This is a genomic window from Alkaliphilus metalliredigens QYMF (assembly GCF_000016985.1).
In the GTDB taxonomy this organism is placed as follows: domain Bacteria; phylum Bacillota; class Clostridia; order Peptostreptococcales; family Natronincolaceae; genus Alkaliphilus_A; species Alkaliphilus_A metalliredigens.
Genome location: NC_009633.1, coordinates 3,900,092 through 3,916,041, shown reverse-complemented (window position 1 = coordinate 3,916,041; position 15,950 = coordinate 3,900,092). Strand labels below are relative to the sequence as shown.

At 36.2% G+C, this 15,950-nt stretch carries 12 protein-coding genes; all 12 read left to right on the top strand.

Features of this window, described 5'->3' with window-relative positions; genetic code table 11:
* The first annotated feature begins 81 nt into the window (after positions 1-81).
* On the top strand, positions 82-1,179 hold the full coding sequence (chvE, locus tag AMET_RS18685) for a multiple monosaccharide ABC transporter substrate-binding protein (RefSeq protein ID WP_012064878.1): 1,098 nt from the start codon (positions 82-84) through the stop codon (positions 1,177-1,179).
* A 102-nt stretch (positions 1,180-1,281) separates the two neighbouring features.
* Complete coding sequence (gene mmsA, locus AMET_RS18680) at positions 1,282-2,844, top strand: multiple monosaccharide ABC transporter ATP-binding protein (protein ID WP_012064877.1); 1,563 nt, start codon at positions 1,282-1,284, stop codon at positions 2,842-2,844.
* A 15-nt stretch (positions 2,845-2,859) separates the two neighbouring features.
* A complete protein-coding gene (mmsB, locus tag AMET_RS18675) occupies positions 2,860-4,086 on the top strand; it encodes a multiple monosaccharide ABC transporter permease (RefSeq protein ID WP_012064876.1) in 1,227 nt (408 codons plus the stop codon).
* On the top strand, positions 4,061-5,374 hold the full coding sequence (gene xylA / locus AMET_RS18670; RefSeq protein ID WP_012064875.1) for a xylose isomerase: 1,314 nt from the start codon (positions 4,061-4,063) through the stop codon (positions 5,372-5,374). The genes mmsB and xylA overlap by 26 nt, the downstream gene beginning before the upstream one ends.
* 155 nt (positions 5,375-5,529) lie before the next feature.
* The gene (locus tag AMET_RS18665) at positions 5,530-6,708 is read left to right on the top strand and encodes an ROK family transcriptional regulator (RefSeq protein WP_012064874.1); all 1,179 of its coding nucleotides are present in this window, start codon (positions 5,530-5,532) and stop codon (positions 6,706-6,708) included.
* Positions 6,709-6,741: 33 nt separating this feature from the next.
* On the top strand, positions 6,742-8,229 hold the full coding sequence (gene xylB / locus AMET_RS18660; RefSeq protein ID WP_012064873.1) for a xylulokinase: 1,488 nt from the start codon (positions 6,742-6,744) through the stop codon (positions 8,227-8,229).
* Between the two features lie 313 nt (positions 8,230-8,542).
* On the top strand, positions 8,543-9,304 hold the full coding sequence (locus tag AMET_RS18655) for an REP-associated tyrosine transposase (protein ID WP_012064872.1): 762 nt from the start codon (positions 8,543-8,545) through the stop codon (positions 9,302-9,304).
* Positions 9,305-9,365: 61 nt separating this feature from the next.
* Entirely contained in the window at positions 9,366-9,776 is a 411-nt protein-coding gene (locus AMET_RS18650; RefSeq protein ID WP_083761109.1) for an IS1096 element passenger TnpR family protein, read from the top strand.
* A 257-nt stretch (positions 9,777-10,033) separates the two neighbouring features.
* Positions 10,034-12,670, top strand: coding sequence for a DEAD/DEAH box helicase (locus tag AMET_RS18645; RefSeq protein WP_242661327.1), 2,637 nt, complete (start codon positions 10,034-10,036; stop codon positions 12,668-12,670).
* A complete protein-coding gene (locus tag AMET_RS18640) occupies positions 12,670-13,386 on the top strand; it encodes an SWIM zinc finger family protein (RefSeq protein ID WP_012064869.1) in 717 nt (238 codons plus the stop codon). The genes AMET_RS18645 and AMET_RS18640 overlap by 1 nt, the downstream gene beginning before the upstream one ends.
* Positions 13,387-13,682: 296 nt before the next feature.
* Positions 13,683-14,372, top strand: a complete 690-nt coding sequence (locus AMET_RS18635) for a GntR family transcriptional regulator (RefSeq protein ID WP_012064868.1) — start codon at positions 13,683-13,685, stop codon at positions 14,370-14,372.
* 400 nt (positions 14,373-14,772) lie between these two features.
* Positions 14,773-15,840 (top strand): TRAP transporter substrate-binding protein, encoded by a 1,068-nt coding sequence (gene dctP, locus AMET_RS18630; protein ID WP_012064867.1) that lies wholly within the window; start codon positions 14,773-14,775, stop codon positions 15,838-15,840.
* Positions 15,841-15,950: the final 110 nt, after the last annotated feature.

Here is a 15,950-nt window from a genome sequence, read left to right as displayed (position 1 = left end):
AAAATGAGCTCTCAAAAACTGTACAGACTGACATTTGCTTTGACTCACTTCAATAAAAAAAATTTTAGGGGGGTCTATTCAATGAAAAAGTTAGGTTTATGGTTATTGGCTTTAGTTCTTCTTGTTACTATGCTTTCTACGGTTGGATGCACAAGCCAGACGAGCAATTCTGGCGATTTGGGAACGGCAAAGGGAGACAAACTTATAGGTGTAGCAATGCCTACAAAATCATTGCAACGATGGAATCAAGACGGAGATAATATGAAGAATATGCTTGAAGCGGCAGGTTATGAAGTTATATTAGAGTATGCCGACAACAAAGTAGAACAGCAGGTTACACAGGTTGAGAACATGATTACTAAGGGTTGTGAAGTAATTGTAATTGCTTCTATAGACGGAACAGCTTTAAAAGGAGTCCTGTCAGATGCTGGTAAAGAAGGCATCAAAATTATTGCATATGACCGTTTAATATTAGATTCTGCAGATGTAGATTATTATGCAACCTTCGATAATTATCTTGTGGGTAAAATACAAGGAGAGTACATAGTGAATGCTCTTGAGCTTGATAGTGGAAATGGTCCCTTAAACTTGGAGGTATTTGGGGGTTCTCCAGATGATAATAATGCCTTCTTCTTTAATAGTGGAGCTATGGATGTTCTGCAACCATATATTGATAATGGTAAATTAGTCGTTAATTCTGGTCAAGTAAAGATGGAGCAGGTAGCAATCCAAGGCTGGAGAGCTGAAGGTGCTCAAGCTAGAATGGACAATCTATTGACAGCCAATTATACAGATAAAAATGTTGATGTAGTCTTATCACCTAATGATAGTTTGGCCCAAGGTATAGTTGCTTCATTAAAAGCGGCTGGCTATGGTTCAGCGGACAAACCATTTCCGGTATTAACAGGACAGGATTGCGATATCACAAATGTTAAAATGCTAATTGCTGGCGAACAATCTATGTCAATTTTCAAAGATACGAGAACTTTAGCAACACAAGTAGTAGCTATGGTTACTGCTATTATGGATGGGAGTGAAGTTCCTGTAAACGATACCACAACCTATAACAATAATGTTAAAGTAGTTCCTTCCTTCTTGTGTGAGCCTGTGTTTGCAGACAAGGACAACTTTAAAGAACTATTAATTGATTCAGGGTATTATACTCCAGATCAATTGTAGTTTAAATGTAAGGGCGATTAGCTTACTTTTGCAAGGGAATCAATATATATGCTGTGGTAGTTTGCTATCACAGCATATAATTTGAAAAAAGGAGTAGGGGATATGACCAATAATATTCTTGAAATGCGAACGATAACAAAAGAGTTTCCGGGAGTTAAAGCGCTAAATAATGTAAATCTCCAGGTGAAAAGGGGACAGATTCATGCATTAGTAGGAGAGAATGGCGCAGGAAAATCAACTTTGATGAATGTTCTCAGTGGGATATATCCTTATGGAACATATTCTGGAGAAATTGTTTTTGATGGTAGTGATTGCCAGTTTAAAGATATTAAGGAGAGCGAAGGAAAAGGAATTGTAATCATTCATCAAGAATTAGCCCTTAGTCCTTATTTGACAGTGGCTGAAAATATATTTTTAGGAAATGAATGTCAAAAAAAAGGTATTGTCGATTGGTATGCTACCCAAGAAAAAGCGATAAGACTTATGAAACGAGTGGGACTACATATTAAGCATGATGCATTAGTAAAGGATATAGGAGTTGGACAGCAGCAGCTTGTTGAAATTGCAAAGTCATTAGCTAAGGATGTGAAGCTGTTGATTTTGGATGAGCCTACTGCGGCTTTAAATGATGAAGATTCTGACAGTTTGCTGGAATTGTTGAAGGAATTAAATGAAAAACAGGAAATTACCAGCATTATCATCTCTCATAAGTTAAATGAGGTGACAAAAATAGCTGACGAGATAACGGTTATACGTGATGGAACAATCATTGAAACCCTTGTTAAAGGTAAGGATGAAATTTCAGAAAACCGAATCATTAAAGGAATGGTTGGAAGAGAGTTGATGGATAGGTACCCCAAAAGGGTTTCAAACATAGGGAAAATAGCTTTTGAGATTGAAAACTGGTTGGTGCATGATCCATTAGACGAAGGGCGGGTAAAGATCAAAAATGTTAACTTAAATGTCCGAGAAGGAGAGATTGTTGGGATATCAGGATTAATGGGTTCAGGTAGAACAGAGCTCGCTATGAGTATTTTTGGTCATTCCTATGGTAAAAACATTAAAGGGAAAATGATAAAAGCTGGAAAAGTTTTGAATGTGACTAATGTGAGTCAAGCAATTCAGGAAGGGCTTGCATATTTAACAGAGGATCGTAAAACTGGTGGATTAGTTCTTAATGATGACATCCGAAGAAATATTACTTTGGCTAAATTGAAGAAGATTAGTAATCGTGGAGTTGTGAATTTAAATGAGGAGATTCATGTTGCTGAAGAATTCTGTAAAAAACTCCGAATTAAGACCTCAGACATATATCAGAATACAGGAAATTTATCTGGAGGCAATCAACAGAAGGTTATCATTGCAAAATGGCTTTTTTCAGAGCCGGATGTTCTCATCCTTGATGAACCAACAAGAGGGATAGATGTAGGAGCCAAATATGAGATATATAATATTATAAACGACTTAGCTAATCAAGGTAAATCTATTATTGTTATTTCATCAGAATTGCCAGAGCTATTAGGAATATGTGACAGAATTTATATAATGAACGAAGGAGAGTTTGTAGGAGAAATGCCAACCCATGAGGCTTGTCAGGAAAGCATTATGCGTTGCATCATCCAAAGCTCTGGCAGGAAAAAGCATGAAGCAACCAGTACGTATTAAGGGAGGATCCGGCTGATGGAAAATATAAAAGTAATCATCAGGAGAAATATGCGGCAATACGCTATGCTGATAGCTTTGATTGCAATTACTATTTTGTTTCAAATATTGACAAAGGGCATCCTTTTAAGACCAATCAATGTACATCGTCTTATTCTACAGAATAGCTATATTCTTATACTTTCCATAGGAATGATGTTTTGTATCTTATCCGGAGGACATATAGATCTTTCTGTGGGATCGATAGTAGCACTTATAGGAGCGACATCTGCAATGTTTAGTGTTTCAATGGGTTTACCAGTTACTCTGTCTATTATTTTATCACTGTTGATGGGAGTGCTGGTTGGTATGTGGCAGGGCTTTTGGATTGCATATGTTAAGATTCCTTCTTTTATTGTAACCCTTGCAGGGATGCTGGTATTTAGGGGAATCAGTAACCTGATACTGAATGGTGAGACGATAGCTCTACCATCTCTATATGTGACGATTGCCTCTGGTTCAATCCCCGACTTTATTGGAGGAGAGGGAAGTAAATTACATATAGCTACTATACTAATTGGGTTTATATGCTCTATTATTTATGTTGCACTTCAATATGTTGAACGAAGAAATAAGATAAAATACAATTTTGAAGTTAATCCCTTTAATGGATTTATTATGAGATCCTTGGTTTCATTTATCATAATTAACTTGTTTTCTTTTTGGTTGGCAAGAGCAAATGGGCTACCTTATATAATCATAATTTTAATGATATTAATATTAGTGTACTCATTTATTGCAAATAGAACTGTGGTTGGACGGCATATCTATGCAATGGGAGGTAACGTAAAAACAGCTGAACTTTCCGGTATTAAAACGAAAAAGGTACTGTTTTGGATCTATGCCAATATGGGGTTATTAGCAGCAATAGCAGGAATTGTATTCTCAGGTCGTTTAAACTCAGCTTCACCGATTGCTGGAGATGGATTTGAATTAGATGCAATTGCAGCATGTTTTATTGGTGGTGCATCGGCCTCGGGAGGTATAGGAACAGTCCCAGGGGCGATTATAGGCGGATTTATTATGGGTATTCTCAATAATGGTATGTCAATTATGGGGATCAGTGTTTTCTGGCAGAAAATTGTTAAAGGACTGGTATTGCTTCTTGCTGTGGCATTTGACGTGTATTCTAAATCTAAGTCCAAATCAAAAACATCATATAAAAAGGAGGTCAAAAAAGATGAGAGAACACTTTTTGGAAATTAATAAAATAAAATTTGAGGGGGGAGATTCAACTAATCCTTTAGCATTTAAATATTATGATGCTAATCGTATCGTAGCAGGTAAAAAGATGAAGGATCACTTGAGATTTGCCCTCAGCTATTGGCATACCCTCACTGGTAATGGAACTGATCCCTTTGGGCAGCCTACAATGGAAAGAGACTATAATAGTTTAGATGGTATAGAGTTATCTAAGGCAAGAGTGGATGCAGCATTTGAACTTATGACAAAGTTAGGAATCGAATTTTTTTGTTTTCACGATTTGGATATTGCACCTGAAGGGAATTCACTACAAGAAAAGCTGGACAATTTAGATACGATACTTGAACGTATAGAAGATAAAATGAAGGAGACAGGTATAAAATGTTTATGGGGCACTACTAACGCCTTTAGTCATCCTCGATTTATGCATGGGGCTGCGACATCTCCAAATGCAGATGTATTCGCATTTGCAGCGGCACAGGTAAAGAAGGCATTGGAAATTACTCATCGCTTGAGGGGAGAAAACTATGTTTTTTGGGGTGGTCGTGAGGGTTATGAAACCCTTCTTAATACAGATATTGCTCTTGAAAATGACAATTTAGCTAAGTTCCTAAAAATGGCAAAGGATTATGCAAGAAATATTGGTTTTGAAGGACAATTTCTTATTGAACCAAAACCGAAGGAGCCAACAAAGCATCAATATGACTTTGATACAATGACGGTTCTTGGTTTTTTGAGAAAATATAATCTAATCGACGATTTTAAATTAAATATTGAAGCAAATCATGCCACACTGGCAGGACATACATTTCAGCATGAATTAGCCATGGCTCGTATAAATGGGGTATTGGGTAGTGTTGATGCAAATCAGGGAGATCTGCTTCTAGGATGGGACACGGATCAATTTCCAACCAATATTTATGATGCCACCCTATCTATGTATGAGGTATTAAAAAATGGTGGCATAGCACCAGGTGGACTAAATTTTGATGCTAAGGTGAGAAGGGGATCATTCAAGCCAGATGATTTATTTATCGCTTATATTGTTGGTATGGACACCTTTGCCAAAGGCTTATTGGTGGCTGACAAGCTGTTGACAGATGGGGTACTGGAAAACTTTGTGACAAAGCGTTATGAAAGTTATACTGCTGGTATCGGCAAGAAAATTATAGAGGATGCAACAAGTTTTGAGGAACTTGCAGAATATGCCTTAAAGCATGATAAAATTGTACTTGAATCAGGTCGTCAAGAAATGCTGGAGGATATTGTAAATAGATATATATATAAGTAATAGGATAGAAAACAGAAGGAAATTAATTGATTTGAATCTATTTTTTCACGATGCTAAGATTAAATAGAGTTATTGCATTATATAAATCATATACTTTTACTTTTGCTATAATATAGTATAGTATTGATACATCAATTGAAGAAGGAGTTTCAATCATGATAAACTTAGAGACATTTAGTCAAGATCAAATTAAAGAAATCAATCGATCAAACATTATTAATATGATTAAGCAAAAATATGAAATAACCAAGCATGAAATTGCTGTTGCACTTAAATTAAGTATTCCAACTATAACCACAAATATTAATCAATTGATAGAGGAAGGACTTGTTGAAGAAGCAGGAGTTGGTAATTCTACTGGCGGAAGAAAGCCTATGATTTTAAAGCTTGTAGAAAATGCAAGGTTTTCAGTTGGAGTGGACGTTTCTCCCGATAAAGTTCGAATATTATTGATAGACTTAAATAACACAATCATTGATGAAGCTTCATTTGATTATGTAAAAGACCTTTCCTTTAAAGGGGTATTGGATGAGGTAAAGACTGAAATAGAAAGATTTATGACACAGAATAATATCAGTAAAAACAAGATTTTAGGTGTAGGCATTTCCTTGCCAGGATTGGTGGATGAGGATAGGCTTATTCTAGAGAATGCTCCTAATATAGGAGTAAGAGATTTTAATTTTCAAGAATTTCAGGATAGTTTACAACTGAGGGTATTTATAGAGAATGAAGCAAATATAGCTGCATATGCTGAAAAAGAAATTGGTAAAACTGTAAATATGCGCAATGTCGTGTATGTATCCATTACGGAAGGTGTTGGTACAGGTATTATAGTAAATCAGCATATTTATAAAAGCTCCAATAAGAAGGCTGGAGAGTTTGGACATATGAGAATATCTGATGAACCTCGACCCTGTAATTGCGGAAGGACAGGCTGCTGGGAACTTTACGCCTCAAAAAAAGCACTCTCAAGATATTATGAGGAGTCCACTGGACTAAAAGTATCTACTTTGGATGAAATTTTTTCTGAAGAAAGCTTTAATATGCCTTCAGTTAAGGAAGCGATTGGGAGATATATTGATTGTCTCTTTATTGGGATAGAAAATATCATTTTAGGCTTGAATCCAGAATTTGTAATTATTGGAGGAGAGCTAGGGAAATATGAAAAAGAAATGCTGACCTTGATTAATGGTAGAAATAATATGAAGAGCAGTTTTGTAGAATATGAAGGAACTAAAGTTGTTTTTTCAGCTCTTAAGGATAAGGGATCTTTAATCGGGGCAGCATTGCTTCCCCTTGAAGACCTTTTTAATTATACTAAAAATATTATTTAGAAGGAAAAAATTATTTTTGGATGGAGGGATAATATGTATTTTTTAGGAATTGATTTAGGAACCTCTTCCGTTAAGATATTAGCAATAAATGATAATAATGAAATTCTAGGAGATACAACTAAGGAATACCCTGTTTATTTTCCTCAGGACAAATGGGCACAGCAGGATCCAATAGATTGGTGGGAACAAACTGTTTTGGCTATAAAGGAACTGATACATAATCTAAGTATTCCACGGAATGAAGTGGGTGCAATCGGCTTTAGCGGACAAATGCATGGTTTGGTGGCATTAGATGGCGATAATAAAGTTTTAACACCTGCCATTTTATGGTGTGATCAACGAACAAAGAAAGAATGTGATGAAATAACTGATTTTTTTAGTCAAGATAAGCTGAGTCAGCTAACCGGTAATAAAGCATTAACTGGTTTTACAGCACCTAAAATTTTATGGGTAAAAAAAAATATGCCAGAGGTTTTTGCTAAGATAAAACATATTTTATTGCCTAAGGATTATATACGTTTGATGCTGACTGGTGATTACGCCACAGACATGTCTGATGCATCTGGAATGCTTATGCTGGATGTAAAAAACAGACAGTGGGCAAAGGAAATGCTAGATTTTTTAGAGATAAAGGAAGAACAATTACCTAAATTATATGAATCCTATGAAGTGACAGGCGTTGTTACGGAGTCAGTAAAAGCAGAACTGGGCTTGGAGGGTGAGATTCTTGTTGTCGGCGGTGCAGGAGATCAGGCGGCTGGTGCCATTGGAACTGGTACTGTTGAAGAGGGAATTGTCTCCGTAACCCTGGGTACATCAGGGGTTGTATTTGCATCCCACGAAGCCTACGCTGTTGATGAAAGAAATAGACTACATAGCTTCTGTCATGCCAATGGCAAATATCATTCAATGGGTGTGATGCTGTCTGCAGCAAATTGTTTAAAATGGTGGGCAGATTTAGTGCAGCCCAATGTTGATCTGGAGACATTGTTGGAGGAAGCAGCAGCCACAGAGATAGGAAGCAAAAGCCTTATTTTCTTACCCTATCTAATGGGAGAAAGAACTCCTTACTCCGACCCAGATGCAAAAGGCTCCTTTGTAGGAATGACAGCCACTACCACAAGAGGTCATATGACGAGAGCCTTATTAGAAGGGGTCGCATTTGGATTGTATGATTCACTGAAAATACTGGAAATGCTAGAAGTTCCCATTAAGCAGGTGCGTGTAATTGGTGGAGGCGCCAAGAGCTCTTTGTGGAAGCAAATTTTAGCAGATGTATTTTCTAGTGAGATTCAAGAAATTAATACGAATCAAGGAGGAGCGTTAGGAGCTGCAATATTAGCTGCTGTTGGTGCCCAAAGATATGTCACCGTTGAGGAAGGCTGTCAAGCTATGATTAAGGTTGTCAATAAAATTAGTCCTATTAATAAAAATGTTGAGAAATACAAAGATATTCATACTCTTTATGTTGAATTGTATGGACATTTGAAGGAATGGTTTAAAAAGAGTAGTCGGATCTAGGATATATAATAAAAACTACCTATACACAATAGCGAGGCTTCTAAAAAACGTCCAGTTTTTATGCCTTAATATCTGTAAAAAAACGCACATCAAATTTTGATTATTTTGATCAAAATTGATGTGTGTTTCTTTACCCATCATCTATTTTACTGTCTTGTTATCTTTTTCTTCTTTTAAAAGCGTTAATACCTGGATTCCCGCCAACTCATAACGAGGTTGGCGGTTCAACTCCAAGGTCACTAGGAAGAAGCGCAGGGACGGGGTTGTTGCTTTGTGAAGTAAATTATAGTAAGATGAGCTTGAGGTGATAATTATGCCAAGAACAGCCAGAAAGAAGAGTGAAACTAGAACATATCATATAATATTGAGAGGAATAAACCGACAGAGCATATTTGAGGATGATGAAGATAAAGAAAAGCTATTGCAGACGTTAATAAGATATAAAGAAAAGTGTGAATATAGTATATATGCATACTGCCTCATGGATAATCACATACATCTATTGTTAAAAGAAGGAAAAGAACCACTAGAACAAATAATGAGACGTATAAGTGGAAGCTATGTATATTGGTATAACAAAAAATATGAACGGATAGGAACTTTATTTCAAGATAGATTTAAAAGTGAACCCGTAGAGACGGAATCATATTTTTTGACGGTTATAAGATACATTCATCAAAATCCTATAAGAGCAGGAATGATAAGAAATATAAAAGACTATAGATGGAGTAGTTATAGGGAGTATTCAGTAACCCCCAAAATAATAGATAAGGAATATGTACTTAAAATATTTGCTAAAGACAATGATATAGCTATTAAATTATTTATTAAATTTAACAAAGAGAATAATAATGATGAGTGCTTAGAAATCGAGGAAAAAAAGAAGAATATATCAGATGATGAATTAAGACAGATAATAAAAAATCAATTTAAGGTAGAAGCATGGACGTTACAAAATGAATCAAAAGAAAAGAAGGAAATGATGTTAAAGAAAGCCTTAGAGATAGAAGGAATATCAACAAGGCAGCTGGCAAGAGTTACTGGGGTCTCGGCGAATATTATTTGGAAATTATAATATGTTATACAGAACCAAAGCAATAACCCCGTCCCCGTGCTTCACTGCGTCCCTGTGCTTCATGTTGGAACGACTAGAAGTTGATAGAGTTATTGCTGTTCAAAGTGAGGCGATTGATTCAGAAGAATTATTTCCTGTAACAAGGGAACTTATTTACAATTATGACTTTGGTGATAACTGGATAGTTATCATAACTAAACACAAAGATTGTGATAATCTACTGAAACAAAACATTATTGACGAATATGAGCTTGAAGAAGCGAAAGATACAGTATTGAGTAAGCATAAACCAGTTTGTATTAATAAAGATGGCATATCTGTACTTGATAATGTTGGGGGATTAAGTGGATTTGCTGATTTATTAGGGACTATTTATGAAGGAGAAGATAAAGAAGAAAGGGCTAGTGTTCGGGCATGGGCACAGAGTCTTGGCTGGAATACTAGAAAAGTTTCTAATAAAATGATGTTGTAGTCATGAATTGTTTGATAGAAAATAGTTATTTGAATGTACAGTAAAGGGGAAAAAAAATTTAAAACTAAAGGAGCTGGAGTGCTGTGGCAAAACTAGGAATCAAAAAAAAATCTGCAGTTGTAAGGGTTCAGTCTGAAGAAAGAGCAGAAGAAATTTTCTGAATTTGTGAACAAAATGATTAAATAGAAAGACCTCAAACATTAGGTTAATAAAATTCTGAATATGCTAGGAGATAATTGTAAATGACACGTCTGAAAATGAAAGAAATAAAAGTGCTTAATGCCTACTTTTTGCCAGAAACCTTTGTTATTGATGAAGTTAAAAATCAACCTGATAATACAATTAAAATATGGATAGAGGCCTTTGAAACCGATAAATACAGTGCCTTATTTCATCTTGGATTTTTAAAAAAGGAGAAATGGTTTTCACCCTCTATTGAGTATCTTCACCACATTGCAGAAATGTTGATAAAAAAACTAAGTCAACAATCAGAAATTGAACTTAACCGGGATGCAGTACAAGTTGATTTGTCCGAGGGCGAGTTATATCAGCTTAAGGAAGAACTCCCTTTTCTAATTGGTATGGAGTATGTTGATGACAACTGGCTTCGAGGATTATGGGAAGCGTTACTTGATGTTTTTAAGTCGGAAATTAAGGACTATGACGGTACAGTTGCCAGATATTTTGTCGAGCATAATGCAAGTATCAATGTGGTGGGAAGAGTGTTTTTTCATTTGGTTGAAAATAAAGAAGAAAAGTATCCATTTGCCTTTATGGCTACCTATTCAACAAAACCAGTTAAAAGTAAGCGCGCAGTACACACACCCTTGAAAAATGCATTAGCAGAATTTGATGGGGACGAAAAAAAATTATTATCGCTCATTTCTACGGTTATCAAGGCAGCTGAAAAGAGCGCTTTCATCTCAGAATTACTTGAAAGTGGTGAACTGTTCTCGCCTTTAAAACTAACGGTTAAGGAGGCGTATACAGTTTTAAAGGAAATAGTGATTTATGAAGAAGCTGGAATTATGTGCAGAGTGCCAGATTGGTGGCGTAAAAGAAATAATTCCATCCGACTTTCGGTCACGGTGGGAGAAAAAGAGCCATCCAAGATTGGTTTGGATGCTATTATGGACTTTTTACCCTCTCTAAATATAGGAGACGACGTAATAACAGAGCATGACTTAAAAGCATTTTTGGACATGGCTGAAGGGCTAGTTCAATATAAAGGAAAATGGGTTGAAATTGACAAAAAGAAACTAGAAGCTGTTCTTTTAGCCTTTGACAAGGTAAAGGACCTAACAAAAGATGAAGTTTTGTCTCTTGGAGATGCAATGAGGTTAGAATTAAATATGAATAAGTTGTTGAATATCTCAACTGATGAGATTGATGTATCCGTATCTAATGGTCAATGGCTCAGATCTATGAAAGAAAGTTTGATTCATCCTGCTGGAATTGAAAAAGTAGGCACTGCATCTTCGTTTCATGCAACGCTACGAGCATATCAGGAAACGGGTTATCACTGGCTTAACCAAATGTCCCAATTGGGATTTGGTGCTTGTTTAGCGGATGACATGGGACTGGGTAAAACGGTTCAGATGATTGCTTTTTTGGAATATCGCAGAGTCAATAGTAGTGGGCAGGCGCTCCTTATCTTGCCTGCATCGCTTATTGGAAACTGGCAGAAGGAAATCGAAAAATTTGCTCCTGAAATGCCCTATCAAATACTTCATAAAAGTGACTCTAAAAGCTCGGAAACTCTCCAAATCAGGGATGGAAATTTTTTATACATCACCACTTATGGTATGGCAGTTAGGTTGGAAGTACTCCAAAATAGACAATGGGATTATTTGATTTTAGATGAAGCACAAGCCATAAAGAATCCAGGAACCAAGCAGACCAAGGCCATAAAAGGGATTTCAGCCAAAATGCGAATTGCAATGACGGGAACACCCATTGAGAACCGATTAAGTGATCTATGGTCATTATTTGATTTTTTGAATCAGGGGCTACTGGGAACAACTAAAGAATTTACTGAATTTACGAAAGGGCTTGAGGATAACACAAGCGGATATGCAAAACTTCGCAAGATGATCCAGCCCTTCTTATTGAGAAGACTGAAAACTGATAAAAGTATTATAGTGGATCTTCCAGACAAACTGGAAATGAATGCCTATACCACATTGTCTAAAAAACAGATCGCCCTCTATAAGCAGCTGATTGAACAGATTTCAGAAAAGCTGAAAGTGGCGGAAGGGATTGAGCGAAAGGGTCTTGTCTTATCCAGCATTATGAAATTCAAGCAAATCTGTAATCATCCTGATCAATATATGGGCAGAGAAGATTATAAATCGGAACATAGTGGCAAGTTTGAACAGTTGAGAGAAATATGCCAAATAATACACGAAAAAAGAGAACGAGTACTTATTTTCACACAATTTAGGGAGATGACGGAACCTCTTTCGGATTTTTTGAGTGGCATATTTTCCAAAGAGGGATTTGTGCTTCATGGTGGTACGCCTGTGAAAAAACGAAATGAGATGGTTGAGCAGTTTAATGGTGAGCATTATATTCCTTATATGGTACTCTCTCTTAAGGCTGGAGGTGTTGGACTTAATCTGACAGCGGCCAACCATGTCATTCATTTTGACAGATGGTGGAATCCGGCTGTTGAAAATCAAGCAACTGATCGAGCCTTTCGTATTGGTCAGACAAAAAATGTTATGGTGCATAAATTTGTTACAAAAGGCACTATAGAAGAAAAGATTGATGCTATTATTGAGGAAAAACAGAAATTGTCAGGAGACATATTAAGCGCCGGTGGCGAACAGTGGATTACAGAGTACAATAATGAAGAATTGATGAAAATGTTTGCATTGGGTGGTGTAGAATAATGAGCTATTACGGATTTCCAAAGTATGAATCAGTAGCAGAAAAAAAAGCAAAGGCCCTCAAGGCTCTGGAAAAATTAAAAAAGAAAAATCCTGAGATTGAACCTGTGATCATAGAAGGGAGGACCCTGGCGAAAAGTTGGTGGGGAAAGGCATGGAACTTAAATCTAGAAAGTTATGCAGACTATAGAAATCGTATCGCAAGGGGTAAAAGCTATGTTCGCAACAATACCATCTTAGACTTAAAGATATCTAAAGGATCCGTAGAGGCTAAAGTTCAGGGTAGTGTTTCAAAACCCTATGATGTCAAGATTAGAATTGATGCTTTAAGCAGTAAGAAATGGGAGCAGGTCATAGCATTATGCAATCGTAGAATCGACTCACTTGAACAAATGATTGAAGGGAAATTTCCAAAGGAATTAGAGGTTTTGTTTACAGAGAGAAAGTACGGCATGTTTCCATCACCCAAAGAAATCCATTTTGACTGTAGCTGTCCTGACTGGGCCAGTATGTGCAAGCATGTGGCCGCAGTATTTTATGGAATAGGTGCCAGATTAGACATAAATCCCATGCTCTTTTTCGACCTCAGGGATTTAGATGGGCAAGAACTTATCAGAAAATCAATGGAGCAAAAACTGGAAAGTATGCTAAAAAATGCAGGTAAAAAAAGCAAGAGAGAAATTGCCGATGAAGATATATCAGATCTATTTGGGCTGTAGGAAGTCTTATAATAGAACGAAAGTTACATATAATAGACACTCCCTATGACCTGCCTCTTTTGCGACAGGTACTCATCATTATGCGCCCAGCATAGGCGCCAACTTACCGGTGACACGAATCACATTCGAAGCTCAATCAAGTTGATGAGGTTGTAATACAAACCAAAATCCAATAGCTACGCAAAACTTGTCTGTCCTCTATCTGTCTGTAATGATTGACAGCAAATAGGTACTATGCTAGTATAGTAGTATGTGGTATATAATGGATAAAATTATTCTTCCGAGGAAGTGAACATATGATTTTACAAATAGAAAAACAACGAGATGGAATGACAGTTGGTGATTATGTATATGAAGTCATCAAAAGAAACATCATTAACCTTAATATGGCTCCGGGGAATAAGGTGAGTGAAAAGGAGATTTCTGATCTTCTGAATGTGAGTAGAACCCCGGTCAGAGAAGCTTTCATTAAATTAGCCAAAGAAGGCTTACTCTACATCCTTCCCCAGAGAGGAACTTATATTTCCTATATTGATTTAGATACTGTTGAAGATGCAAGATTTATTAGGGAGAGCTTAGAGAAGTCTGTGCTTAAGATTGCTACAGAAAGATTTCCAGAGGAGTTATTAGATGTTCTTCAAGAGAATATCAATGCACAAAAGAATCTAATAGAGAAGAGAGCGTTTTTTGAGTTTCTAGAGATGGATGAAGCGTTTCATAAAACTATATTTATGGGATGCAACAGATTAAGAACATGGTCTTTCATACAACAAATTAATTCAGAATACAAGCGTGTTCGTATACTTACCTTTATTGCAGATATCAATTGGAAAAGTATCATTGGGCAGCATATGCAGATTTTAGAGAGTATTAGAACTCATGATGAAATAATGGGCCAAGAAGTGATAAACAGTCATATCAAAAAGCTACTGTTTGAGCAGATAGAGTTAAAAGAAAAGTATCCTCAATACTTTAAAGCTGATTAAAAAATAGAGGGAATGCTGTAATTGAGTATTCCCATGGAATTTTAAGGCAAGAAGAAATTTGTGAAAATATCTATGGGACATATAATGAAATGAATTTAGCAATATTTATTCTGTCGAAATTTCAGATAATTAGAAATTAAATGATAATAGAATTAACTCTAGAGATACTGGTATGGTAGTATGGTTACATATAAAACATGAGGATAAAAGCTACTATGAATTTTTAAAGAATAGAATAAAGAACTCTCTTAGGCTTTAATGAAAACGTTACCCTAATGTAAAGCAAAATTAGCGGCATTTATGTAGAAATTTCCTAGATGTAGAGACTAATTTAAGTAAAAGGTTCTTTAGGAGTTTTCTACAATGCAAATATGAAGCAAAAAAATTAGGAGGGGACTACATGAAAAAGGGCTTTAAATTATTATCATTAGGTTTCGCGTTAGTGTTAATTGTTGCAACATTAGCAGCCTGCGGCATGCAAACACCAGAGCAAACAACAACGGAAGAACCGACTCAAGAATCGACTCAAGAACAAACAAATCAAGAAGCATCAGAGATTACTCTTGTATATGCAGAAGTTAATCCACTTGACACTATTGTTGGTCAAACAGGAAATGTCTTTAAAGAGAAAGTTGAAGAACTTTCAGGTGGAAAGATTAAGATTGATATTCAGGCAAGCGGTGTTCTAGGATCAGAAAATGATGTTCTAGATACAATGCTTGGCGGTGGAGGAACAATTGATATTTCTCGTATCTCAGCCTTTGCTCTTACAAGCTACGGCGGAGAAAAGTCAAAATTACTTTCTGTTCCTTTTACATTTGTAAACCGTGAGCATTTTTGGAACTTTGCTACATCTGACCTAGCTCCTGAATTCCTTCTAGAGCCACACGAAAATGGTACTGGTGTTAGAGGTTTATTCTATGGAGAAGAAGGTTTCCGTCATTTCTTTACAGTTGATCCAGTTAATAGTATGGAAGACTTAAAAGGTATGAAACTAAGAGTATCAAATGACCCTGTTATGAATGGGATGGTACGAGGAATCGGTGCCGATCCTACAGTTGTATCTTTCGGTGAACTTTATTCTGCACTTCAAACAGGTGTAGTTGATGGTGCTGAACAGCCTATTGCAAACTACAAATCAAATGCATTCCACGAAGTTGCACCAAATATGATTCTTAATGGTCATACACTTGGAGCGATCCAAGTAGTCATGACAGACGAAGCTTGGGATAAACTGACAACAGAACAGCAAGATATTCTTATGGAAGCTGGTAGATATGCATCAGAATTTAATAGAGAAATTTCTGAGGAAGCTGAAAATAAAGTACTGGCAGAGCTAAAAGCAGAAGGTATTAATATTGTAGAAGTTAGCGATATTACACCTTGGCAGGAAGCAGTTAAAGATGTCGTTGCTTCTGAAACAGCAAATAATGCTGAACTTTATCAAAAAATTGTTGACATGCAATAGTATTTAAAAAATGATGGATTGAAAATATAATAAACATTGATTTAATTATGATGGGTTTAAAAGGCACAGAGGTAAATCATAACCTTTGTGCCTATATTTTTAAGTAAAAT

What these genes read in the sequence shown, in the direction of transcription:
- xylB (WP_012064873.1), top strand. Translation starts at nt 6,742, where the DNA reads ATGTATTTTTTAGGAATTGATTTAGGAACCTCTTCCGTTAAGATATTA.
- AMET_RS18640 (WP_012064869.1), top strand. Translation starts at nt 12,670, where the DNA reads ATGAGCTATTACGGATTTCCAAAGTATGAATCAGTAGCAGAAAAAAAA.
- mmsB (WP_012064876.1), top strand. Translation starts at nt 2,860, where the DNA reads ATGGAAAATATAAAAGTAATCATCAGGAGAAATATGCGGCAATACGCT.
- xylA (WP_012064875.1), top strand. Translation starts at nt 4,061, where the DNA reads ATGAGAGAACACTTTTTGGAAATTAATAAAATAAAATTTGAGGGGGGA.
- AMET_RS18650 (WP_083761109.1), top strand. Translation starts at nt 9,366, where the DNA reads ATGTTGGAACGACTAGAAGTTGATAGAGTTATTGCTGTTCAAAGTGAG.
- chvE (WP_012064878.1), top strand. Translation starts at nt 82, where the DNA reads ATGAAAAAGTTAGGTTTATGGTTATTGGCTTTAGTTCTTCTTGTTACT.
- AMET_RS18655 (WP_012064872.1), top strand. Translation starts at nt 8,543, where the DNA reads ATGCCAAGAACAGCCAGAAAGAAGAGTGAAACTAGAACATATCATATA.
- dctP (WP_012064867.1), top strand. Translation starts at nt 14,773, where the DNA reads ATGAAAAAGGGCTTTAAATTATTATCATTAGGTTTCGCGTTAGTGTTA.
- AMET_RS18635 (WP_012064868.1), top strand. Translation starts at nt 13,683, where the DNA reads ATGATTTTACAAATAGAAAAACAACGAGATGGAATGACAGTTGGTGAT.
- mmsA (WP_012064877.1), top strand. Translation starts at nt 1,282, where the DNA reads ATGACCAATAATATTCTTGAAATGCGAACGATAACAAAAGAGTTTCCG.
- AMET_RS18665 (WP_012064874.1), top strand. Translation starts at nt 5,530, where the DNA reads ATGATAAACTTAGAGACATTTAGTCAAGATCAAATTAAAGAAATCAAT.
- AMET_RS18645 (WP_242661327.1), top strand. Translation starts at nt 10,034, where the DNA reads ATGAAAGAAATAAAAGTGCTTAATGCCTACTTTTTGCCAGAAACCTTT.